We start from the raw sequence: 24,980 nt of genomic DNA on the forward strand, positions 1-24,980 counted from the left end.
ATGAAAAAAGCACTTATCACAGGAATAACAGGACAGGATGGTTCTTATTTAACAGAATTTTTATTAGAAAAAGGATATGAAGTACATGGTATTATTAGAAGAAGTTCATCTTTTAATACAGAAAGAATAGATCATTTATATAGTGATCCTCATATTAATGATGTAAAAATGTTTCTTCATTATGGAGATTTATCAGATAGCTCTAATTTATCAAGATTATTAGAGAAGATACAGCCTGATGAGATATATAATTTAGCAGCTCAAAGCCATGTAAGAGTAAGTTTTGATATGCCTGAATACACTGCTGATGTTACAGGACTTGGTACAATTAGATTATTAGATGCCATTAAAGAAACTCAGATTAAAACAAAATTTTATCAGGCATCAACTAGTGAATTATATGGAAAAGTAGTTGAAACACCTCAGACAGAAAAGACACCTTTTTATCCTAGAAGTCCTTATGCTTGTGCTAAAGTATATTCATATTGGATTACTGTTAATTATAGAGAAAGTTATGATATGTATGCTTGTAATGGTATACTATTTAATCATGAAAGTCCTAGAAGGGGAGAGACTTTTGTTACAAAGAAAATTACTCATGCTATAGCTAGAATATTAAATAAAGAACAGGATAAATTATATTTAGGTAATTTAGATTCTAAAAGAGACTGGGGATATGCTAAGGATTATGTTGAGGCTATGTGGCTTATGCTGCAGCAAGATAAAGCCGATGATTATGTTATAGCTACAGGAGAAACACATTCTGTAAGAGAATTTTTGGATGAAGCTTTCGGACTTGTTGGACTTGATTGGAAAAAATATGTAGAAATAGATCCTAGATATTACAGACCTACAGAAGTTGATCTTTTACTTGGAGATCCTACAAAAGCAAAAGAAAAATTAGGCTGGCAGCCAAAAACTACATTTAAAGAATTAGTAAAAATAATGTTAGAATATGATTTAAAAAATGTAGGTTTAAGTTTGGATAAATTCAAAAATTGATCATTTATGAATAATAAATTATTATTAAAAAAAAATTTGATTGAATATTTAGTATGGCCTATTCCTTTTAAAAAAATTAGAAATAGTATAAGAATTAATTCTATTCATTTAAAGGATTTAGGCTATAAAATAAATTATAATCATTACAAAAATAGTATAAAGGGTAAAAAAACTTTTTTTGTAAAAAATGATTGGTCTGTAAATGAAAAAGAGTTTAACAACAATTATTTTTATAATTTAATAAAAAATTATTATATTAATGATTTGGAAATAAGTTACAATCCGGACATAGAATTTTTTGGTCCTGTAGGTAAAAGGTATTTCTTAGAAAAATCTAAAGCAAAAATAAAAATATTCTATACAGGAGAATGTGTATCAAATAAGGCTATTGATAAAATATGGTCTGAATATTCTGATAATTGTATTAATGATGTTGATTTATCTCTTGGTTTTGATAGAATAGATGAAAATAAGCATGAAAATTATGTAAGATTTCCTATTTGGATATTTTATAATTTTCATGGACTTTTAGATAATAAAAACTACACTAAAGATAATATTAAGAAAATTATAGATGATATTAATAATACTAAATCCAACAAAAATAGATTTGCTTCATTAGTTGCTAGCCATGATGCTACTAATATAAGAACTCAAATGTATAATCAAATAATAAAAATAGATTCTATAAGCTGTCCTGGAAAATTATTCCATAATGATGATACATTAAAACAAAATTTTAATAATGATAAAACAGAATATTTAAAAGATTTTAAATTTAATATATGTCCTGAAAATACAATTAGTGACGGATATATAACAGAGAAACTTTTTGATGCTTTTAAATCAGGATGCATACCAATATATAATGGTGATGAGAATATAGAACTTGATTTAGTTAATAAAAATGCATTATTATTCTTTAAAAAAGATGAAGATAATACAGAACTTATAAAAGAAATAGAAAAACTTCATAAAGATGATAAATTATTTGATGCTTTTCAAAAACAAATAAAAATATATGACTCTATGGTTGATTATCTTTGGGAGAGAAGAGTAAAAATATTAAACAGATTAGAAACTCTAATAAATGAGAGACTTAAATAATATTATTTATTTACAGGTATTCTTAAAAATATTTCTGTTCCTATAGAAAGTACATTACTGTTTAATTTATTCCAAGCTTTTATTTCTGCTATATCAATATGAAATCTTCTTGCAATAATCCAAAGCGTATCACCAGCTCTAACATGATACATTATATCTTTATACTCATAATCAGGAGGAGGCAAAGATTCAAAATAAACAAATTTACCTTCTCTTATTCTTTGCTGTTCTTCTTCATATTGAGCCAAATCAACTTGTTTAGCATTATCAAGACCTTGAATAGGTATCATTACTTGCTGACCTATATTAAGACTTCTTGATTTTAATTTATTTATTTCTACTATGGCATTTATAGGTACACCATAAAATTTAGAAAGGTGAGAAAGAGTTTCATTCATTTTTACTTCATGTCTTCTGAAAGTAACCCTTTCTGAAGCTGGTATTTTGGCAAAAGTTTCATTAAATTTTTCACCTAATCCTTCAGGAACTCTTAACGGATATCTAACCATACCAGGAGGTGTTACTCCTCTAGCTAAATGAGGATTTAAAGCTTTTAAATCTTCAGTATCAACATCTATCATTTTAGCTATAACAGATAAATCAGCAGCATCATCTACATAAACTAAATCACCCTGAGGAAATACTACCTTAGGTTTATTCACTTTAAATCCAAATTTTTCAGGATTTTTTGCTATTATAACAGCAGCAACATATTTTGGTATATATTCTTCTGTTTCTTTAGGAAGTACTCCAGCTTTTAATAAATCTTCAAAATCATTACTTTTTACTTCTCTTATAGCTCTTGATATTCTTCCGCCTCCAGCATTATAAGCTATTAAAGCTATTACCCAAGATTTAAAATTTTTATCAAGTCTTACTAAGTGATCAGCAGCAGCTTTTGTAGAACGTTCAGGATCAAATCTATCATCAGACCAATAATTAACTTTAAGATTGTATATAGCACCTGTCATAGGCATAAACTGCCAAAGTCCTGCAGCACCAGCATGAGAAACTGCCTGAGGATTGAAATCGCTTTCTATTATAGGTAGATAAACTAAATCTTCAGGTACTCCTTTTTCGGCAAATACTTCTTTTATATAAGGAAGATATATTTGAGATCTGTCTATAATTTTCTGCATGTAAGGCTTCCAGCTTCCCTGATATCTATTTATATAGTATGAAACTCTATCGCTTCTAAAGTTATTTACATCAAAACCTCTAAGCTCTACAACTTTTATATCGCGTCCAAGTGATTCTCCAAAAACACTAAGTTCGTATAAATTTACTCCGTCTAATGCTTTTCTTATATACATATCAAAAGTGTCGCAAGAGTTTGCAAATAACATTATTATTATAAGGAAAATAATTACTATATTCTTTTTTATATTTCTAATAATAAACCTACCTTAAAATTATTGCTATATTTAACATTATTATTGAAAGATTTTCAAGTTATTTTTACATTTTAAAATCGGATATATTGCAAATAAATTTAATTTTATAAATATAATGATATTTTTATATTTTTGTTATACTGTATAATATTAATTTTTTTATTAGTAAATTATTCTCAAAATAGAACTTTATCTCATTAATTTGAATAGAAGTTAATAGAAAAATTATTCTCTATTAACTTCACTATTAATTATTATTTTGAACAGAATGTTATTCTTTGATTTAAATATTTTTTATTCTGTATTTCATCAACAAAAGCCATTGCATAATCGGCATAACTTATAGAACTTTCACCTTTAGAATTAACTAATAATTGATCATTACCTATACTATATTCTCCTATTTTCTCTCCATCAGCCTGAAAATCTGCAGAAGGTGATACATAAGTCCATAAAATATCTTTATTATTTTTTAAGATATCAAATGCTTTTGACATACTTTTTGCAAGAGGTTTAAATATTTCTGGAAAACTTTCGCTGTCCATTAATTGTTTTTTTGCTATCTATATATAAACTTCCTGCACCTCCTACTATCATCAATCTGATATTTGTATTTGCAAGTATTTTGTATAAATGCTTCATAACTAATGAATGCTTATCAAGTTCTTTTTCGTTCCATACTCCGAATGCACTTACTACAGTATCAAATTCTTTTAAATCATCTTTTGTCAAATCAAATAAATCTTTTTCTATAACTTTTACTTTTGAATTATTTATTTTTGTTTTATCTCTTACTATAGCTGTAACATCTAGTCCTCTTTCTAATGCCTCATTCATAATTAATTTTCCAGCTTTTCCATTTGCTGATATTATTGCGCTTTTCATTTTAATTATCCTTTTTTATATAACAATTTTCTTTAATTAAAGAGTTGTAATAGTTATTGTTACAATTATAATAACATGATTTATTTGTAATGTCAAGTATTACAACTAAGTGAATTTTTTATATTTGCATTAATGATATAAATATATTATAATTTTCAAATAGTTTTAAGGATAACTTTTATGAAAATTAGTTCAAGGTTTACAATAGCAGTTCATACATTGCTTTGCATATTAGAATTTAAAGATGAGAAAATTACATCGAATCTTATATCAGATAGTGTAAATGTTAATCCTGTAATAATAAGAAATATTTTAATACAGCTCCAAAAGGCAGATCTTATTACTGTTAAGAGAGGAACCGGTGGAATTTCATTAAATAGAAAAATAGAAAATATAAATTTACTTGATATATTCAATGCAGTAGAAAGTTTAGATAATAATAAACTTTTTGGCTTTCATGAAAATCCGAATAAAAAATGCCCTGTTGGAAGCAGAATAAATGATATACTTCAGCCTAAACTAGATGATGTGCAGCATGCTATGGAAAAGGAGCTTAAAAAAACTACATTGAAAGATATCTATAAAAGTTTTAAAAATTAGTATAGTTTTACTAAATTAAAATATTTTGGTATTTAATACACAAATAAAAAAGTATATTAAGGATATATTTATTATGGAGAAAGAAAACGTTAAAGAAAATGTGAATGGTAAATTTGAACATTTTTTAAAAGCAGTTGAATTTTTAGGGAATAAACTTCCTGATATAACAATTTTGTTTTTGATAGCATTTTTTATAATGGTTATATTGTCATGGATATTATCTCATTTCACATTTAATTATTTTCATCCTACTACAGGAGAGCAGATAAAAATTATAAATATGCTTGCTCCTAATGAATTGGCGAAGTTTATAACTAAAATGATAAGTAATTTTGTAAGTTTCCCTCCTTTAGGAATAACACTTGTAGGAACATTGGGAATAGGTGTAGCTAATGGAAGCGGATTCATTAGAATGATTATAATTAAAATATCAAGCGTGATACCAGAAAAAGCTGTAACTCCGGCTGTTATGTTTATATCTATATTAAGCCATATAAGTTCAGATTCTGCTTATGTTATATTAATGCCTGTAGCTGCCATGATGTTTTTTTCTTTCGGTAAGCATCCATTAGCAGGAATTGCTGCTTCATTTGCAGGACTTGCCGGAGGACATTCTGCAAGCTATACTCCTTCAATAATAGATCCTATAATGCAGGGATTCACTCAAAATGCAGCAAGAATGATAGATCCTACTTACACAGTTAATGTTTTATGTAATTATTTTTTAAGTTTCTCATCAACATTTGCTGTAATTTTAGTGGGATGGTTTGTAACTGATAGAATAGTAGAGCCTTTTTTATGGAGGACTATGCCTATTGATAAAGATGCTACTATAGAAAACACTGATATATCTTTGGTAACTAAAGAAGAAAATAAAGCTTTCAATGTTGCTATATTAGTTTTTATATCTATGATTATTCTTTTAATAGCTTTACTTGTACCTAAAAACTCTTTATTGAGAGCTCCGGACGGACAATTAACTACACCTGATGCTCCTATTATGCAGGCAATAGTTCCAGTGATATTTTTATTTTTGGTAATACCTGGATTTGTATACGGAAAATTAACTAATAAATTTAAAACATCAAGAGATTTTAGTGGTGCTATGGCTGATAGTATAAAAAATCTGGCATCATTTTTAACTTTTGCTTTTTTCTGTTCTCAGTTTTTATATATGTTTGGAACTTCAAATGTAGGTACATTAATGGCTATAGCAGGAGCTGAGTTTTTGAAATCTTTGAATATGCCTCCTCAAATAACAATTGCAGGTATTATTTTGCTTACAGGAGTATTAGATATATTAATAAGTTCTGCTTCATCTAAATGGGCTATAATGGCTCCGGTTCTTGTACCTATGCTTATGGCTGTAGGTATATCTCCTGAATTGACTCAAGCATCATATAGAGTAAGCGATTCTGCTATGAATATTGTAACTCCTATGTTTTCATTTTATCCTTTGATTATTTCTTACTGTCAAAAATATTGTAAGAAAACTGGAGTTGGTACATTATCTTCAATGATGATACCTTATAGTATAGGAATATTTATAGCATTGCTTATAATGCTTTATGGTTTCTGGGCATTGAATATACCTATAGGATTTAACAGCGGATATGTTTATCCTCCTGTTCATTAATATTTTTTAGTATAAAGGTTTATAAATGATTAGTGATGAAGATATTAAAAAATTTCAAATAGATAGTTTTTTTAAATATGTAAAAATAACAAGTCAGAGCAAACGAGGTTCAAACACTATACCAAGTTCTGAAGGTCAGATGAAACTTGCAGGTATTCTTGCTGATGATTTAAAAACTTTAGGTTTAAAAAATATTGTATTGAATGATAATGCTATAGTTACAGCATTGCTTCCTAAAAATAAAGATAATGTACATTCTATTGGATTTGTAGCACATCTTGATACTGTTGATATAGGACTTGACGGAAATGTTAATCCTCAGATATTAAATTTCAAAGGTGATGATTTTTATTTAAACAAAGAAAAGAATATAATATTTAAAGTATCAGAACATAATGAAATAAATAATTATATAGGTGAGGATATTATATTTTCAGATGGAACTAGCGTACTCGGTGCAGATAATAAAGCGGCAATAGCTACTATTATGTCGGCATTAAAATATATCATAGAAAATAATATAGAACATGGCGATATATACATAGCATTTGTACCCGATGAGGAGATTGGACTTTTAGGTTCTAAGGAATTGGATTTGAATGTGTTTAAACCTGATTTTGCATACACAATAGATTCATGCGAAATAGGGGAGATTGTCTACGAAACATTCAATGCTGCTACTGCCATTATCAATATAGAAGGTGTAACTGCTCATCCTATGAGTGCTAAAAATGTATTGGTTAATCCCATATTAATAGCAATAGATATAGCCAATGAATTTGATAGAAAAGAAACTCCGGAATGTACAGAAAAAAAGGAAGGTTATATTTGGGTGCAGGGTATAAGCGGTAATCAAAGAAATGCATCTTTAAGATTGAGCATAAGAGATCATAATAAGACTCTTTATGAAAATAAAAAATCAAAAGTAAGAGAATCCGTTGAAAAATATAGAAAGTTAAATCCTAGAGCTAATATAGAATTGAATCTTCAAGATGTGTACAGCAATATATCAGACTCTATAAAAGATGATAGATTTGCAATAGATGTTATGTATGAGGCTATGAAAAATCTTAATATAGAGCCTAAAACTTTATCTATGAGAGGCGGTACTGATGGTTCTGTTTTATCATCGAAAGGACTTCTTACTCCTAATTATTTTACAGGTGCTCATAATTTTCATTCTATATATGAGTTTCTGCCTATATCTTCATTTTATAAGAGTTTACAAACTACCATTGAAATAATAAAAATCATATCTTCTAAATGAGTATTAAAAATATTTTATTTATTTTTTTACTATTAAATATACTCTTGACATAAAATATAAAAGTATTATACTGTTTAGTAAAAAATCAGACTATAATTTATTTTATTAATGGGGTTAAATAAATGTTAGGCTATTTAAAAATAATTACTGTTTCAAAACTTAATATATTATTCTTTATATACAAATCACTTACAAAAGTATTCTAATTATTTTTTAATAAATCTATCAATTAAATCTATAAAAAACCATTTTATAAAAATCTATATACTATCTATGGGGTGTATTATGCAGCTTAATAATAAAGTTTTAAAAGAAAACTCTAGTAAAAAAATATTTATAAATTATGCAATTCTAAGTATGATCGGAATGATCACAGAAAGTTCAGCAGTATTTATAGACGGTTTATTCGTAGCGAATTTCATATCATCAGAAGCTTTTTCTGCAATAGGTATTGTTTGGCCAATAACAGCTTTATCATTTGCATTATACGTTATGCTTACATTAGGCTCTATTGCTATAGCGGGAAAATGCATGGGTGAAAATAATATGAGGCGTGCTAGTTTAATATTTACTCAAACTTTAATAACTGTTTTAACTTTAACTACTCCAGTACTTATATTAATTTATATATTTAGAGAAACATTGCTTCCATTATTCGGGGCACATGGAAACATATATAATTTTTCATTAGAATATATTAATGGTGTTATTGTAGCAGTATTCTTTTGGGGAATGGCTTATGTATTCAGTCAATTTATAAGGCTAAATGGTTCTCCAAAGTTTGCCTCATTAATGTTTATAACTTCATCTTTAACAAATATAATATTAGATGCTATATTTATAGCGGTATTAAAATTAGGCATTTCAGGTGCTGCTTGGGCTACAGCTTTTTCATATATTATTGCATTTGTAATAGGTCTTTCATATTTCTTTAATCCTAAATGCAAAATAAAAATCATAAAAGTATATGGAGGCTGGAATTATATATTCAAAGCTATATTAAATGGTTTTTCAGAATTTCTAAGTAATATTTCTTCTGGTATAATACCTTGGCTATTTAATATAACAGCATACAAAATATTAGGAAACAATGGAATACTTATTTATTCTGCCGCAAATTATATAATTACATTTTTCATAATGATTGCAAGCGATGTAGGAGAAATTTTATCATCTTTAATCAGTGTTTCTTACGGGGCTAAAAATAAAAACAAAATGAAAGATTTTCTAAAAATGGGAATGATATTTGTTTCATCATTATCAATATCAGCTTCTATAATATTGCTTATAAATCCAAGTATATTAGTTAATGCTTTATTAAAAAATATTGATTCAAAAACTGCTGAAGATGCTATGTTTTTTGTAAGGGCATCTATACCAATATTTATATGCGTTGGTATAAATATATTAATGAGTGCATATTATACTTCTATTCAAAAAGCTGGAGCATCTGCTTTGATTGCCGCTTTAAGAACATTAATTTTACCTGTTTTACTAGTATTAACATTACCAAATATATTCGGATTTTTAGGTCTTGTTTTGGTTCTTCCTATAAGCGAGATTATAACATTAATTGTATCAGTAGCTTTATACAAAAATAGAAGCATTGATATTTTAATCAGAAATTAATTATTATTTTTTAATGATAAAATGATTCATTTTAGTATTATTTAATTTTTTTATTCCTGAGGTTATGTAATTTTAAATACTTGTAAATTGTAGAAAAAATTATAAAATTATAAAATATTGGCTGTCAGTATATATAACAAAAACTAAAGTAAGTATTTGTATATTTATACCAAAAAATTATAATTTTTTAATAAGGAATAAAAAATGAAAAATTTTTTAACAACAACATTAATAGCTTTTATTATAATACTAACTTCAAATATAAAAGCATATTCTCAAGAGATAGGTAATTTTTATTTTCTATATGGAAATGAAAATAATGATAAAGCAATTATGTATTTATCAATATTTGAAGACGATGAAGTAAGCGGTTCTTATTATACATCTAATAATGAAAGTTTTGATTTTACAGGAAAAATGAAAGGCAATGAATTAGATATACAATTAAAAGACAAAGACTATAATGATGTAGGTACAATAAAAGGTACTTTATCTCATGATTTAAAATTTGAAGGAAATAGAAATTCTAAAAAAATAAAATTATCTTTAGCAAATACTAAGATAAATAAAGCTAGAATATATAAAACAGATACTTATATTTACGGCCCATCATTGTTATTTAAATTTGATTCTAATGTTTTAAATAAAGCAATGGGAGAATATAATTATTATGGTTTTTATAATATAACATATCTTGATGATAAGATAATAATTTTTGAAATTATAGGAGCAGGTGAAAGAAGTGCTGGTCTTGGATTTATAGCATTTTCTATTAATGATGGAAAAAAAATAGATATAGAGGATTTTCTTAATATTAAAGATCCAAATCTAATATCCAAATGTAAATATTTTTATGAGAATGGAGTAAATTTTTATGATTTATCTTATTGCTGTTCATTTAATATTACACCTCATGGAAAAATTACTTTATTATACGACCCTGGAACAACTATAATATATGATGATGCATTTGAAGGTGGAAGTTCATATGTAACTCCCGGTAAAATTACTCAAGAATATACTCTTGGAGAATTAAAAACCTATATTAAGAAAAACTCTGTTTTAGATTATTTATTTAATTGATAACCTATATATAAATATTATGAATTTTATGAAATAGTTAAAACTTTATCAATAAAAAATTAAATAAAAACAAAAAACCTAACTTATCTTTTTATATAAGTTAGGTTTTTATAATATTTGTATATTTTGTAACCTGTACTACATAAATCGTAACAAAATAATATTGTATTTAATTAGTTTATAGATATAATAACATTATACTAAATATCTATGGAGTAATATAAATGTCGGAAATAACTATTAAAATTGATGATAAATTAAAAAATGAAGCTGATAAACTTTTTAATGATCTTGGCTTGGATTTTAATACAGCTATTAATATATTTTTGAGAACCTCTATAAATACTCAATCTATTCCTTTTAAAATAGAAAAAACTAAACAGTTAGATATAAATAATAATGAAGAAGATAATTTCTACAATGAAGAAAATATAAAATTTTTAAAAGAAGGATATTTGGAATTAAAATCTGGATTAGGACATAAAAGAGAGTTATTAAATGAATAAAATTTTTTATGATAAAGCTTGGGAAGATTATCTTTATTTTCAAAAGAATGACAAAAAAATATTACAGAAAATTAATGATCTTATAAAGGATATAGAAAGAAATGGCTTATTAATTGGTATAGGAAAACCAGAAAGATTAAAAGGTGAATTAAACGGATTGTATTCAAGACGGATAAATCATGAGCATAGATTAGTATATTATATTGAAGATAATAATTTATTTATAGTTGGATGTAAAACACATTATAAAAATAATTAAAATATTTCATCATTTCAATAATAAAAATTCCATAACATCAAGTACTTTATAAAAAGATTAGAAATTTCTTAATAAAAAACTCATTATGAAATTTGTATGATTAGTATTTGACTTTTTTGTCAATGCTTAATTAGTTAAAATAAAAAACTTGACTTACATTAACAAACATAAGCCAAGTTTTTTGTTCTTTATAAAGCTATTAACATTATTCTATCTGTCAATTCCTTTATCATCAAGAATATTGTTAGATAAATGCTGAAAATCAGGAAATATATAACTATCTGTGATACCCATTATTTTCAAATCATTAAGCAATATTTTCTTTTTACTTGATGGTATTATAATTTTATCTAAAAAGCCTTTACTATCATTATTAATTAATTCATTATTAATATTTTCTAATTTCTTCATAGTATTATGAACTGTAAATGCTGAATATTGATTGTATACTCTGCCATCATAATGAGTAGGATAACATGCTGCTATTTTATCATATAATTTACAGTAACGATAATTAAATTTATAATCTTCAGGAGTCCTTATACTTATATTGGAACTCAATTCCCATCTTTTAAAAGCTGAATAAACCATTGTATATATAGTATTATGATACATATTGTAAACAAAATCATTTTGAAGTTTTCTGCCATTTGAATCTGTATAATCTTCTAGTTGTTGATTTTTATTCAATTCATAAGGATTTAGTAAAAATATAATAGCATCTTTTTTCTCTTCTTTTCTGTATGAAATTGCAAAATATAATGCCACTAATGGAGATTCTGTCCAATCTAATAATCTAGTAGGCATGCCATAATGCTGCATAAGAGTTAACCAAGATGCATAATCATTTATATTTGGTTTTTTATGGTCTAGCATAACAGCCTTAGACATAAAAGTATTTACAAATTCCCTTTCTTTACGAAATAGTTCTTCATTATCTAAGTATTCTTTATCATTGTTAAATTTAGCTCTTTGTATACTTGGTATTAATTCCCATTCTTTATCAGCATGTCCTCTATACCAAACTAATTTTTTATCTTTATACTCAAATTTATTTTGAAACTCTTCAATATAATCTAAATATTCTTTTATATCATTTATTTCTTTACACATAATTAATATTTCCTTATATGTTATTTAGTTATGTTAAAATAATTTTATATATTTGTCAAGTAATAAATTTCTTAAAATAAAAACTTGACTTACATTAATAAACATAAGCCAAGTTTTTAATTACTATTTGTAATCCAAACAATTATATTTTTTAATCTCTTTCTCAACTTTTTCCCGCCGCACACCGCAGGTGGGCTTCGCCAAAGTTGCTGCCGCAGGCACGCTTCGCGAAAGTGCAAGTGTATATCCCAATATTTAATAGATATGTATAAAATATAAAAATAGGGCTTTACCATACGTATACTATTCACGTTGATAAAACCCTAATTATAAAATACTATTTTTAATTATTAAAAATTATAGAGATGATAAAACTTCCTCTATACCTTTTAATTTATCTTCAAACTCTTTTTTCTTTCTGTTTTCTGTGTCAATAGCTTCCTGTTTAGCTTTCTTCATAAAGTTTTCATTAGAAAGTTTTTTGTTTACAGCTTCCAAATCTTTTTTGTATCCTGCTGCTTCTTTTTCTAATCTTTTCTTCTCTGCCTCTAAATCTATTATGCCTACAAGATTAACATTGATTTCACCGCCTTCAAATACTTTAACAAATGAACCTTTATTTCTCTCACTTTCTGCTGAAGAAACTATATTCAATGATTCTGTAAGTGAAAGTGCTGATATAATATCCTTATAGCTTTCTGCAGTATTTTTGAAATAATCTGAAGTATAGCGAATTATTACATCAAGTTTTTTATTTGGTGGCAAATTAAATGATGAACGTGAATTTCTTATTCCTGAAACAATATCCTGAATCAAGTTGAAATCTTTTTCTATATCTTCAAATATATATTTAGCATTAGATTTAGGATACTCTCTAATCATCAATGCTTTTGAATCAATATTATGCTTTGGTAAATTAGAGTAAATTTCTTCTGTTATGAATGGCATAAATGGGTGAATCATAGCCATTGATTCTTCAAGTACATATAATAATACAGCAATAGTTTTTTCTTTTTTGCTTTCATCTTTCAAATCGAATTTACTTATTTCTATGTACCAATCACAGAATTCATTCCAATAGAATTTATAAATTGTTTGAGAAGCTTCATCGAATCTATACTCTTTTAATTTTTGAGTAGTTGATTCTATAGCTTTCTGAAGTCTTGATAATATCCATTTATCTTTATTTTCAAGAGTGTAACTGTCTAAATCTTTTATATTAGCATTATCATCAATATTACCAAAAATATATTTAGCACTGTTGTAGATTTTATTAGCAAACTTTCCGCCCATTTTGAAAAGTTCTCTGTCAAGCCAAATATCCTGACCGCCTAATGAAGTTATGAATGATAAAGTGAATCTGAATGCATCAGCTCCATGCTCATCAATAATTTCTATTGGGTCAATACCATTTCCTAAACTCTTAGACATTTTTCTTCCGATTTTATCTCTTATAAGTCCGTTAAGATAAACATCTTTGAAAGGCACATCATTCATAAAATGAGTTCCTGCCATAATCATTCTAGCAACCCAGAAGAACAATATATCATAACCTGTAACAAGCGCAGTAGTAGGATAGAAGTATTTTAATTCTTCATTAACTTCAGGCCATCCAAAAGTAGAGAAAGGCCATAACCAAGAAGAGAACCAAGTATCAAGTACATCTTCATCCTGATGGATATTTTTAGATTTACACTTAGTACATTCTGTAATATCTGTTTTTGATACCATCATCTCGCCGCAGTCATCGCAGTACCAAACAGGAATTCTATGTCCCCACCATAATTGTCTGCTTATACACCAATCTCTGATATCAGTCATCCAGTGATTATAAGTGTTAATCCATCTTTCAGGATATATTTTTGTATTTCCGTCATTAACAGCCTTGTATGCTTTTTCTGCTAAAGGCTTCATTTTTACAAACCATTGATCGCTGTAATAAGGCTCTACAACATTATGACATCTATAACAGTGTCCTACTTGGTGTTTAATATTATCTTTTCCAACGAAAGCACCTAATTTTTCAAGTTCATGTATTATTAAAGCTCTTGCCTCTTTAACTGTTTTACCTTGATAATTAGAAGGTGTATTTTCATTGAATGTACCGTCTGCATTAAGTATATTTATTATTTCTAAATTATGTCTTTGAGCTATAGCAAAGTCATTAGGGTCATGTGCTGGAGTGATTTTTAAAGCTCCTGTACCAAACTCTTTATCAACATAAGTATCTTTTACAAGTCTTAATTTTCTGCCTACTATAGGAAGTATTAAAACATCTTGTTCTGTAAGATGTGCATATCTTTCATCATCTGGGTGAACAGCAATAGCAACGTCAGCCAAAATAGTTTCAGGTCTTGTAGTAGCTATTTCAATATATTCATCTTTTCCTTCTATTTGGTATTTAACATGGTATAAAGCACCGGCAACTTCTTCGTGTTCTACCTCATCATTAGCTAAAGCAGTACCGCAGCTAGGACAGTAGTTAATAAGATATTTTCCTCTATATATTAAACCTTGATTATAAAGCTCAACGAATACCTCTCTAACAGCATTACTAAGTCCTTCATCAAGAGTGAATCTCTCTCTATCCCAATCGCATGAGCATCCTATTTTCTCTAATTGTTTTACTATGATAGAGTGATGTTCATTAGCTACTTCCCAAGTTTTTTTAACGAATGCCTCTCTTCCTAAATCATGTTTATTTTTGCCTTCAGCCTTTAATCTTCTTTCTACAACGTTTTGAGTAGCAATACCGGCATGGTCAGTACCAGGCATCCATAAAGTACATTTTCCAAGCATTCTATGGAATCTTATAAGTATATCCTGAAGAGTATTATTAAGACCATGTCCCATATGAAGTACGCCTGTAACATTTGGAGGAGGTATGACTATAGAATATGGCTCTTTATTTTTATCCATAACAGCATGAAAAAATCCATTCTCTTTCCAGAAATTATATAATTTGTCCTCAATATTTTTAGGGGTGTATGACCCTTCTAAAGTGTGTTTCATATTCTTTTCCTCCAATCAGTCAATAATAATATTAAAAATTGATAGTATATTTTATACTATATAGAATATTTTTCAATTATTAATTTTTATTTGCATTGATTTATTAATGATAATAAAAAATATTGAAATTATAATTTTATTGATTTTTTGTTTGATAGATTTTATGGTTTTATATTGCAGTCTTTTTTAAAATATGATATTCTTATTTTTTTGAAACTATGTTAGATAATGGAAACAAATTATGAACAATATGAATGAAGCTTTAGACTATATATACTCATTTATGGGTAAGAAAACACTGCATAAAAATAGTTTTAATCATATAAACAATGTAAAAGGTATATTAAAAATTTTAGGATATAAACAGATTTTTAAAGTTATACATGTAACAGGAACAAAAGGAAAAGGTTCTACTACATTAGTATTATCTAAAATGCTTTCGTCTATAGGCTATAAGGCAGCAGCTTTCATATCGCCTCATATAATAAATGAAAGAGAAAGAATATCTATAAATGAAGAATGGATAAGCGAAGAAGATTTTATAAATATAACAAAGAAAATAAAGAATATTATAGATAATAATGAAATATATAGTAATGTAACTGTATTTGAAATATTTACAATAATGGGGCTATATTACTTCTTTATAAAAGGCGTTGATTATGCATGTATTGAAGTTGGCATAGGAGGAAAATTAGACTGCACTAATATAGTAGAATCTGATATAAGCATTCTCACATCAATATCTTATGATCATATGGAAATATTGGGATATACTATAGAAGAAATAACTACTCAAAAAGCTGGCATCATAAAACATAATTCTGTTGTAATATCAGCATGTCAGGAAGAAAATTCAATAAAGATAATAGAAGATATATCAAAAGAAAATAACTGTAAATTATATGTTTTTAAAAGAGATTTTGATGCAGAAATAATATTAAACAGCAATGAAAAATTAGAATTTAATTATTTGGATAATAATAAGAAATATAGTTTTTCAACTGTTTTGCTTGGAGAACATCAGGCAGAAAATATATCTCTTTCTTTTAAAGCATTAAATATACTTCTTAAAGCAGATAATAATCATACAGAAAAAAATATTAATAAGGCAGTAAAGTCTTTAAAAGATTTTCGTATAAATGCAAGACTTACCTTTATGCATAAAAATCCTGATATAATAGTAGACGGAGCACATAATTCAAAATCATTAGAAAGGATACTTAACACTATATATAAATGGTATGATGATATTATAATATTATTTGCACCTTTGAGTCAGAAAGATATAAAAAATATGGCTGAAGTATTAAAAAAACATGATTCATTAATAGTACTAAGTTCGCCTGATAATATAGCCCATAAAGAAACAGACAGCTATAAAACTTATAAATATTTTAATGATAATAGCAATGTTAAGCATATACCTAATTTTCATGAGGCAGTTGAAAATTTAAAATCAATTAATAAAACTGATAAGCCTGTACTTGTAATAGGTTCATTGTATGCAGCTAGTGAATTTATAAGTTTATATAAAAATAGGGATATATAAAAATATATCCCCATCTGCTATAAAACTTTTTCTATTATATAAATATGAGATCTTGTCTTTCTTTTTTTCCAAATTGGAATATATCTAAATGTATGCCGAACTGAACTCCTACATCAACAGAAAATAATTTACCAGGATATTTATATCCTTCTCCTAATGAACCTAAATTATCTTTTACTGCCATATTTGGAATATCAAAATTAACATATAATGATAAACTTAAAACAATTAAATTTATACCTGTATAAAGTTTTATATATGGTATAATTAGATTATTAAATCTTGATGATAAATCTTTGTAACCTAATGCTGTATAATTCTTTCCTGTCCAATATTTACCGGACAATGGAACTTTAACACCTCCTCCTATACCTAATTGAAATATTAAAGGCCTCCACTCAAAATTAAGCCCTGTCATAAGGCTGTCAAATTCATGTGTGAAATCTTTATAAGCATATTGAAATTTGAATGTATCTCTATACCAACCTATATCTAAACCTATAGAAATATGATGAATACCTTTTTTATCTACTTTAAAATTAATTCTAGGATGAAATATAACTCCTACTTCAAATGCACTTTGCGGAGATAATATTAAATTTGGATCTGCATTATTATTATTTTGATAAATACTAGGAATGCTTCCTCCTAATGGAATATAAAGACCTAATCCTAAAGAGTTAGAGTAGGCTAGTGATGATGCCATTATAAATATAGTAATTAGTATAATAATTTTTTTCATATTTTTCCTTAATCCTTAAACTAATAAAATGTTTAAAGATACAAAAAAACATAATATTTTAAAAAATACGAATAAATATTTTTTTTATATATATTTAAATACTTCATAAATTAACTATGCAAAATTTTTTATGATCCTATTTATTTATGCTATTTCTAAAATCATGATCATTATTTTTACCAAATTCTATAATAGGTAAATGTAAACCAATCTGAACACCTAGATCAACAGAAGTCAATTGAATAGGATATCTATACCCTCCGCCTAATGAAGCTAAATTATCTTTTATTTGTGATGTTGGCAGATCAAAATTAGCATAGAATGTTAAACTCACTAAAGCAAAATTTATACCAGTATAAAGTTTTATATAAGGTATAATTAGATTATTAAATCTTGATGATAAATCTTTGTAACCTAATGCTGTATAATTCTTTCCTGTCCAATATTTACCGGACAATGGAACTTTAACACCTCCACCTATACCTATTTGGAATATTGAAGGTTTCCATTCAAGACTAAGTCCTGTAATAATACTATCAAATTCATGTGTAAAGTCTTGAGAATTGTCATGAAATTTAAATGTATCTCTATACCATCCAAAATCTACTCCTAATACTATATAATGAAATTTATCTATCTTAAAATAAATTGACGGCTGAAATATAACTGCTACTTCAAATGCAGATTCGGCCTGATCCGTTAAATATTCTGATAAAATACCATTTTCATAAAAACTAGGACGGCTTCCTGCCAAAGGGACATATAAACTCATTACGAAATTATGTGAATATGCTAATGCTGATGTCATTAGAAATATAGTGATTATTATAATACTTTTTTTCATATTTTTTCCTTAAAACTAATAAAATGATTATACAATATATAATCATTTAGAATGTTTTTTTTTGATAAAGAAAATAGTAAAAGAATAAACGAATATTTTAAATTTGAGAATATAAAGATAGAATTTTTAGAATAGAAATTTAAATATTGCATAAATTAATTCCATAAATTTTCGTAAACCTATTTCTAATGTAAATGTTTTTCATATAAAAGTCAATATAAAAATATGTAATTTTGTTATACTGTATATTGGTATTTGTGTTTTTTTAAATTATATTTTGTATAATTAAACTATATTAGTTTATACAACAATAGGGATATATAAAAATATATCCCCATTGTTATAAAACTTTTTCTATACTGAATTATTTGATAGTTTGTTAATTAATAGGTTATTGATTTTCTCCGAATTTGAATATATCTAAATGTAAACCTACCTGAACGCCTATATCAACAGAAGCTAATTTTCCAGGATAGCTATATCCTTCACCTAATGAAGCTAAGTTGTCTTTTATCTGCATATTTGGTATATCGAAATTAACATATAATGCTAAACTTACAAGGAATAAATCTATACCTGTATAAAGTCTTACATAAGGTATAACAGCATTATTGAATCTTGATGAGAAATGTCCTCCGTTTAATGCTATATTATTGTTTCCTTCCCAATATTTACCTAAGAAAGGAAATTTAACACCTGCTCCTATACCTAATACAAATAGAGAAGGACTCCATTTAAAATTAATACCTGTCATAACAGTATCAAATTCATGTGTAAAATTTTGAGAACCTGTTTGAAATTTAAATGTGTCTCTGTACCAACCTACATCTATACCTATAGATACATTGTTATATTTATCTATATCAAAAGTAACTCTAGGGTTGAATATAACACCTACTTCAAATGCTGTTTTAGGACTCAATGAGGCAGTTGGATTTAAATTATCATTTTGATATAGGCTAGGAATACTTCCTCCTAATGGGATATAAAGTCCTACACCTAAAGAGTGAGAGTAGGCTAATACCGATGTAATCAGAAATGTACTGATTAATATAATACTTTTTTTCATATTTTTCTCCTTAAAACTAATAAAAATGTTTAGGGATATGATAGAAACATGAAATAATTTAGAATATTCTTTTTTGATAAAAAAAATTGTGAAAGAATAAACGAACGTTTTAATTTTGAGAATACAAACGTAGAATTTTTAAAATAGAAATTTAAATATTGCATAAATTAATTCCATAAAACTTTTCATAAACCTATTTCTAATGTAAATGTTTTTTATATAAAAGTCAATATAAAAATATCTATTTTTATTATACTATGTATTGGTATAGATCTTTTATAATATATTATGTTAATTTTTGTGTGATTAGATTATTGATTATATAAAAATGGGAATATATAAAAATATATCCCCAATATGTTATAAAACTTTTTCGATTATGATGATTTCTTAATAATATGTATATGCTTCTTCTTCCGCTTCTTCTCCGAATTTGAATATATCTAAATGAATACCTACCTGAACACCAACATCAACAGAGCCTAATTTTCCAGGATATTTATATCCTTCACCTAATGAAGCTAAGTTATCTTTTATCTGATAATATGGTATATCAAAATTAACATATAATGATAAGCTTACAAGGAATAAATCTATACCTGTATAAAGTCTTACATAAGGTATAATAGTATTATTAAATCTTGCTGAGAAATTTCCTCCGCTTAATGCTATATTATTATTTCCTTCCCAATATTTACCTGTGAAAGGAATTTTAACGCCTCCGCCTATACCTAATTGAAATAGCATAGGATTCCATCTGAAATTAAGGCCCATCATAACAGTATCAAATTCATGTGTGAAGTTTTTAGAATCAGTTTGAAATTTAAATGTATCTCTATACCAACCAACGTCTATACCTATAGATACATTATTATATTTATTTACTTTAAAAGTAACTCTAGGGTTAAATATAACGCCTACTTCAAATGCTGTTTGAGGACTTATTGAGGCAGTTGGATTTAAATTATCATTTTGATATAGGCTAGGAATGCTTCCTCCTAATGGTATATAAAGTCCTACACCTAAAGAGTGAGAGTAGGATAATGCCGATATCATCAGAAATAGACTGATTAGTATAATACTTTTTTTCATATTTTCTCCTTAAAACTATTATTTTTAATAATTATGATAGAAACATAAAATAATTTAGAATATTTATTTTAGATAAATAAAATGATAAAAGAATAAACGAATGTTTAAAATTTGAGAATACAAATATAGAATTTTTAAAATAGAAATTTAAATATTGCATAAATTAATTCCATGAAACTTTCATAAGCCTTATCTTAAGGTAAATGTTTTTTATATAAAAGTCAATATGAAAATATCTAATTTGTTATACTATACCCTGATATTTATTTATGATATCTATAGTTTTTTTGGAAGCACCGTTATTTTGTATGAGTAAATTATATGCTTTATCTGCTAAACTATTTCGAAGCTCTTCATTTTGATATGCTTCTTTTATTGTATCAGCTAATTTTTCTTTATCATTGCAAGTGAGTACAGCTTCTTTCATATACTCATATATTTCAATAAAATTATACATATACTTTCCAACTATAACCGGCTTTTTAAAATAAATAGCTTCTAATATATTATGTCCGCCCATAGTTCCCATAAAAGTACCGCCCATTATAACTAAGTCAGAAAGTTTATACCAATTCAATAATTCACCTATTGTATTTATTATTATTCCGTCTTCAGATGTTTTATCATAATCAGTATAAAGAGGCATTTCATAATCTAATTTATTAGCTAATTTTTGTATATCTTCGCCTCTTGTTATATCTCTTGGTACTATAACTATATATACTTTATCTTTAATTCCTAAATCATTTATAGCTTTTAATATAAGTTCTTCTTCTCCTGGATGTGTGCTTCCTGCTGTTATAACAAATTTATTTACAGGGATCATATTTTCTAAATCATCTATCTTTTTTTCATCTACATAATAATTGATATCATATTTTAAATTTCCTGTAACAGTTATAAGAGATTCAGGCATTCCTATGTATATCATATTTTTTTTATCAATATTGCTCTGTGCCAATATTTTAGTGTACATATTGAAATAAGGCTTGAAAAAGAATTTAAAGTTTTTATATCCTTTTATTTCCTTTTTACCTATCCTTCCATTAATCATATATAGGGGTATAAGTTTTTTATGAAGTGAATATATCAGAGTAGGCCATATTTCTATTTCTGCTATCATTACATATTCAGGTGAAATTAAATTTATAAGTTTATTAATCATATGAGGATAATCTAAAGTAAGATAAAATAGTTCTACTTTATCTCCATAATTCTTTTTAGCTATATCATATCCTCCGACTGTAGTGGTAGATAAATAAATTGTGTAGCCTTTTTCTATTAAAGTAAATACTATTTCTCTAACTGCTACTATTTCTCCAACACTTACAGCATGTATCCATACAGCATTCTTATTGTTTTCTTTTGGATATATGAAACCTAATCTTGATAAGGCCCCTTTTCTAATACTTTTATTGAAGATCATCATAATGGAAAAAACTATAAATATTACAGGATAAAAAATGTATCCGAATATTGTGTATACAGACATTAAAAATTTCTGCATATATTATTTCCTTTAAATTATAAAATAGCCGCTAAAGTCATTATAATAATAATTAAGTATACAATAAAAGAAATTCCTGCCTTTACTAAAGCATGATGTTTTCTTGTACCCCATTCACATTTGAAATATATTACTATAAATGAAATAAATAATAATATCTCAATAGCATTTACTATGATAAATATTGCTTCATATATTCCTGTTTTTATATTATTATGCTCTATTATATAGAAAGCTGCTATAGGGAAAAGCATAAATATAGACGCATTTACTATTCTATGTATTAAAATATATTTATTCATAGCTTAAATTATACTAAAATATATATAATTGTCAAAGTAAATTTTCAATTTTTAAATCTAATTAACTTTTTAATGTTATAATATTATAAAGTATTTGATTTGTTAATCTTTATTCTTATTAATATACCTGCAAATATTATCATAAACGTTGCAAATATTGCATAATATAAATTTAAGTTTAATTCATATTTTAGGAAATGTATATTGCTGAATTTATTTGCCAATTCTATTAAAGTATAAGAAAAAAATTCTGACGTTTTGGAAGGAAAAACTGATAATGGTTCATATATTTGATATGTTATTATTGTTATTAATGATGATGAGAGTATTATAAAAGATATAGGTACAGCAAATATATTTGATATTAGAGATGTAATATTTAATATTGAAAAATGATATATGCTTAGCGGAAGAACAGTTATTAGTGCAAATATATTTATAGATAAAAATGCTAATAGTTTTATAGAAATATTTTTTATTAAGTTTGTAATTTTATTATTTGTATTTATATTCTTTATGTTTTTAATTATATAAAAATTGAATATTGGATAATAAATAATTATTCCTAAAGTTGCTAAAAATGAAAATTGAAAACTTATATCTTTAATTGAATTTGGATTTAACAGTAATATAATTAAAGCAGATAAAAATAATGCATTAATAGAATTTCTGTTTCTGTCAAAATAATATGATATAAGCAGACAAAAAAACATTATGCTTGCTCTTATTATGGAAACTGAAAACAATGTTATAGGCGGATATATTATTATGGTTATGATTGTTGATATTAATATCCTTTTATAAAAGTTTATAGGAAAGAATGATAGTATTAAAAATAAAATTGAAAGTATCATCGAAATATGGAGACCTGATATAGAAAGTATATGAGATATTCCAGCATCTATAAAGTATTGTCTTATATGATATGGTATTATGTTTTTATCTCCTATCATTATTCCTTGTGCTATGGAGTAGGGTATAGCTTCCATATTCGAGCCTAATGATTTTTTTATTATGTTTCTTATTTTTGTAGAATGAGCATTTATATAATTAATAATAGAAAATCCGTTTTTTTGAATAACAAAATTATTATATCTGTATATACTTGCAGCGCCGTAAAGCATTCTGTCTGATAAAACTTCTATTATTATTTTAGAATTATAAATGTCATCGTTAGTTAATATATTTTTGTATAAATTTATTTTTGATGATACTGTTATTTCATCGTTAATGAATAATGTTTTTAATGAATCATTATAAAGTCTTATATTTCCTGCATAATCATACCAATTAGTACCGTCATAAACTTTATTCACATAAGCAATGTATCTTTCTCTAAAACCAACAACTCCGTCATAAGATAATATTTTTGCATTGTATGCTTCTATTGGCTTATCAAAATTATTAAGAGGATTTTTTAATATATTATAGTACCTAATAATTGTATAGCTATATCCTATAAATAAACATGAAAATATAAGCGACATTATAGAAATATTTAATTTATTTTTTAATGCTGATATTATTGATAAAATTATAAGTATCAAAGCTATTATAATAGAAATATGAAGAAATTTATTAGTTTTGAATGCTATTGCTGTACCAACTGCAAATGATAATGTAATGTATATTATATATGTGAGAGGATATAGGAAAAAAATTTTATTATAATTTTTAATCTCTTTTAACGATTCCATAGAAAATAATATTTATAATAGTATCTAAATCTTTTTCATAAAGCTCTGAATTTTTATTTTTAGCCCATTCTAATTCAAAACCTTTTATTATGGCGAGAATAGCTTCAGTGGCAAGTCTTAAATCTATATTGAATAAACCTTTTTTTACTCCGCTTCTTAATATCATTTTTATAGTATTATATTCTTCTTTATGATATTGTGCTCTCATATGTTCTATAAGAGTGAAGTCTTCAAATATTTCGCTGTGAAGTGCTTCATAAAGATTGGCAAGTTTTATATAACCTTTTTGTCTCGTGAGAATGTATGCTCTCAATTTTGCTTCTGCGGTATCTTCTTTTTTTATTGCTTCATATAATTCTTTTTTTAGGTCATTGGCTTCATTTTCTGCTATGGCAAAAAATATTTCTTCTTTACTTTTGAAATAATGATAAATACTGCTTTTGGATTTATGTACCATCAATGCTATATCACTCATAGATGCTTTTTTGAATCCGTACTTTTTAAATAGTCGTTTTCCAGCATTTACTATCTGTTCCCGAGGAGTCATTTTCTCAACCTTTAACCCATATTTAATTATATTATATACTCTATTTTTTATTTGTCAAAGTTTATTAAAAATTAAAGAACATTAATAGTATGTATATATGAAAAATATTTTTAATTATAGTATTTTATTAAATAA

23 protein-coding genes are annotated in these 24,980 nt (G+C 25.9%); 10 read left to right on the top strand and 13 right to left on the bottom strand.

Annotated elements, in window-relative coordinates; all coding sequences use genetic code 11:
• The gene (gene gmd, locus BRSU_RS04275) at positions 1–1,002 is read left to right on the top strand and encodes a GDP-mannose 4,6-dehydratase (RefSeq protein WP_048594002.1); all 1,002 of its coding nucleotides are present in this window, start codon (positions 1–3) and stop codon (positions 1,000–1,002) included.
• A gap of 6 nt (positions 1,003–1,008) precedes the next feature.
• Positions 1,009–2,109: a glycosyltransferase family 10 domain-containing protein gene (locus BRSU_RS04280; protein ID WP_048594004.1), complete on the top strand. Its 1,101-nt coding sequence runs from the start codon at positions 1,009–1,011 to the stop codon at positions 2,107–2,109.
• Positions 2,110–2,111: 2 nt separating this feature from the next.
• Here BRSU_RS04280 and BRSU_RS04285 read toward each other — a convergent pair whose 3' ends face one another.
• The 3 genes from BRSU_RS04285 to BRSU_RS14795 all read right to left on the bottom strand — a co-directional run bounded on the left by BRSU_RS04285 (position 2,112) and on the right by BRSU_RS14795 (position 4,388).
• Positions 2,112–3,455 carry a lytic transglycosylase domain-containing protein gene (locus tag BRSU_RS04285; protein ID WP_048594007.1) on the bottom strand — a complete coding sequence of 448 codons (1,344 nt, stop codon included), beginning with the start codon at positions 3,453–3,455 and terminating at the stop codon, positions 2,112–2,114.
• A gap of 302 nt (positions 3,456–3,757) precedes the next feature.
• Positions 3,758–4,048 carry an NAD(P)-dependent oxidoreductase gene (locus tag BRSU_RS14790; RefSeq protein WP_245158048.1) on the bottom strand — a complete coding sequence of 97 codons (291 nt, stop codon included), beginning with the start codon at positions 4,046–4,048 and terminating at the stop codon, positions 3,758–3,760.
• Positions 4,017–4,388, bottom strand: a complete 372-nt coding sequence (locus BRSU_RS14795) for an NAD(P)H-binding protein (RefSeq protein ID WP_245158049.1) — start codon at positions 4,386–4,388, stop codon at positions 4,017–4,019. The genes BRSU_RS14790 and BRSU_RS14795 overlap by 32 nt, the downstream gene beginning before the upstream one ends.
• A gap of 180 nt (positions 4,389–4,568) precedes the next feature.
• Between BRSU_RS14795 and BRSU_RS04295 the strand changes: the two genes are divergently transcribed.
• The 7 genes from BRSU_RS04295 to BRSU_RS04325 all read left to right on the top strand — a co-directional run bounded on the left by BRSU_RS04295 (position 4,569) and on the right by BRSU_RS04325 (position 11,368).
• Positions 4,569–4,988: an Rrf2 family transcriptional regulator gene (locus tag BRSU_RS04295; protein WP_048594008.1), complete on the top strand. Its 420-nt coding sequence runs from the start codon at positions 4,569–4,571 to the stop codon at positions 4,986–4,988.
• Between the two features lie 73 nt (positions 4,989–5,061).
• Entirely contained in the window at positions 5,062–6,624 is a 1,563-nt protein-coding gene (locus BRSU_RS04300) for an AbgT family transporter (protein ID WP_048594010.1), read from the top strand.
• 25 nt (positions 6,625–6,649) lie between these two features.
• Positions 6,650–7,891: a peptidase T gene (gene pepT / locus BRSU_RS04305; protein ID WP_048594012.1), complete on the top strand. Its 1,242-nt coding sequence runs from the start codon at positions 6,650–6,652 to the stop codon at positions 7,889–7,891.
• A 285-nt stretch (positions 7,892–8,176) separates the two neighbouring features.
• Positions 8,177–9,520: an MATE family efflux transporter gene (locus BRSU_RS04310; protein ID WP_048594014.1), complete on the top strand. Its 1,344-nt coding sequence runs from the start codon at positions 8,177–8,179 to the stop codon at positions 9,518–9,520.
• 204 nt (positions 9,521–9,724) lie between these two features.
• On the top strand, positions 9,725–10,603 hold the full coding sequence (locus BRSU_RS04315; RefSeq protein WP_048594016.1) for a hypothetical protein: 879 nt from the start codon (positions 9,725–9,727) through the stop codon (positions 10,601–10,603).
• A gap of 224 nt (positions 10,604–10,827) precedes the next feature.
• Entirely contained in the window at positions 10,828–11,109 is a 282-nt protein-coding gene (locus BRSU_RS04320; RefSeq protein WP_048594017.1) for a type II toxin-antitoxin system RelB/DinJ family antitoxin, read from the top strand.
• Positions 11,102–11,368, top strand: a complete 267-nt coding sequence (locus BRSU_RS04325) for a Txe/YoeB family addiction module toxin (protein WP_048594020.1) — start codon at positions 11,102–11,104, stop codon at positions 11,366–11,368. The genes BRSU_RS04320 and BRSU_RS04325 overlap by 8 nt, the downstream gene beginning before the upstream one ends.
• A gap of 210 nt (positions 11,369–11,578) precedes the next feature.
• Here BRSU_RS04325 and BRSU_RS04330 read toward each other — a convergent pair whose 3' ends face one another.
• Positions 11,579–12,481: an FRG domain-containing protein gene (locus BRSU_RS04330; protein WP_048594022.1), complete on the bottom strand. Its 903-nt coding sequence runs from the start codon at positions 12,479–12,481 to the stop codon at positions 11,579–11,581.
• 357 nt (positions 12,482–12,838) lie between these two features.
• The gene (locus BRSU_RS04335) at positions 12,839–15,493 is read right to left on the bottom strand and encodes a valine--tRNA ligase (protein ID WP_048594025.1); all 2,655 of its coding nucleotides are present in this window, start codon (positions 15,491–15,493) and stop codon (positions 12,839–12,841) included.
• 241 nt (positions 15,494–15,734) lie between these two features.
• Here BRSU_RS04335 and BRSU_RS04340 point away from each other — a divergent pair, with 241 nt between their 5' ends.
• Positions 15,735–17,045: a bifunctional folylpolyglutamate synthase/dihydrofolate synthase gene (locus BRSU_RS04340; RefSeq protein WP_048594027.1), complete on the top strand. Its 1,311-nt coding sequence runs from the start codon at positions 15,735–15,737 to the stop codon at positions 17,043–17,045.
• Positions 17,046–17,079: 34 nt separating this feature from the next.
• On the opposite strand, the gene BRSU_RS04345 is transcribed toward BRSU_RS04340, so the two are convergent.
• The 8 genes from BRSU_RS04345 to BRSU_RS04380 form a co-directional block, all read right to left on the bottom strand.
• Positions 17,080–17,787, bottom strand: coding sequence for a hypothetical protein (locus BRSU_RS04345; RefSeq protein WP_048594028.1), 708 nt, complete (start codon positions 17,785–17,787; stop codon positions 17,080–17,082).
• Between the two features lie 136 nt (positions 17,788–17,923).
• Positions 17,924–18,631, bottom strand: coding sequence for a hypothetical protein (locus BRSU_RS04350; RefSeq protein WP_048594030.1), 708 nt, complete (start codon positions 18,629–18,631; stop codon positions 17,924–17,926).
• Between the two features lie 391 nt (positions 18,632–19,022).
• A complete protein-coding gene (locus tag BRSU_RS04355) occupies positions 19,023–19,700 on the bottom strand; it encodes a hypothetical protein (protein ID WP_048594032.1) in 678 nt (225 codons plus the stop codon).
• A gap of 390 nt (positions 19,701–20,090) precedes the next feature.
• Positions 20,091–20,792, bottom strand: coding sequence for a hypothetical protein (locus tag BRSU_RS04360; RefSeq protein WP_048594034.1), 702 nt, complete (start codon positions 20,790–20,792; stop codon positions 20,091–20,093).
• 244 nt (positions 20,793–21,036) lie between these two features.
• Positions 21,037–22,299, bottom strand: coding sequence for a 3-deoxy-D-manno-octulosonic acid transferase (locus tag BRSU_RS04365; RefSeq protein ID WP_048594036.1), 1,263 nt, complete (start codon positions 22,297–22,299; stop codon positions 21,037–21,039).
• A gap of 17 nt (positions 22,300–22,316) precedes the next feature.
• Positions 22,317–22,601 (bottom strand): hypothetical protein, encoded by a 285-nt coding sequence (locus BRSU_RS04370; protein WP_048594038.1) that lies wholly within the window; start codon positions 22,599–22,601, stop codon positions 22,317–22,319.
• 83 nt (positions 22,602–22,684) lie between these two features.
• Complete coding sequence (locus tag BRSU_RS04375) at positions 22,685–24,298, bottom strand: ComEC/Rec2 family competence protein (protein WP_048594039.1); 1,614 nt, start codon at positions 24,296–24,298, stop codon at positions 22,685–22,687.
• Positions 24,276–24,845: a TetR/AcrR family transcriptional regulator gene (locus tag BRSU_RS04380; RefSeq protein WP_014488181.1), complete on the bottom strand. Its 570-nt coding sequence runs from the start codon at positions 24,843–24,845 to the stop codon at positions 24,276–24,278. The genes BRSU_RS04375 and BRSU_RS04380 overlap by 23 nt, the downstream gene beginning before the upstream one ends.
• Positions 24,846–24,980: the final 135 nt, after the last annotated feature.

It is taken from the genome of Brachyspira suanatina, from assembly GCF_001049755.1.
Taxonomy (GTDB): domain Bacteria; phylum Spirochaetota; class Brachyspiria; order Brachyspirales; family Brachyspiraceae; genus Brachyspira; species Brachyspira suanatina.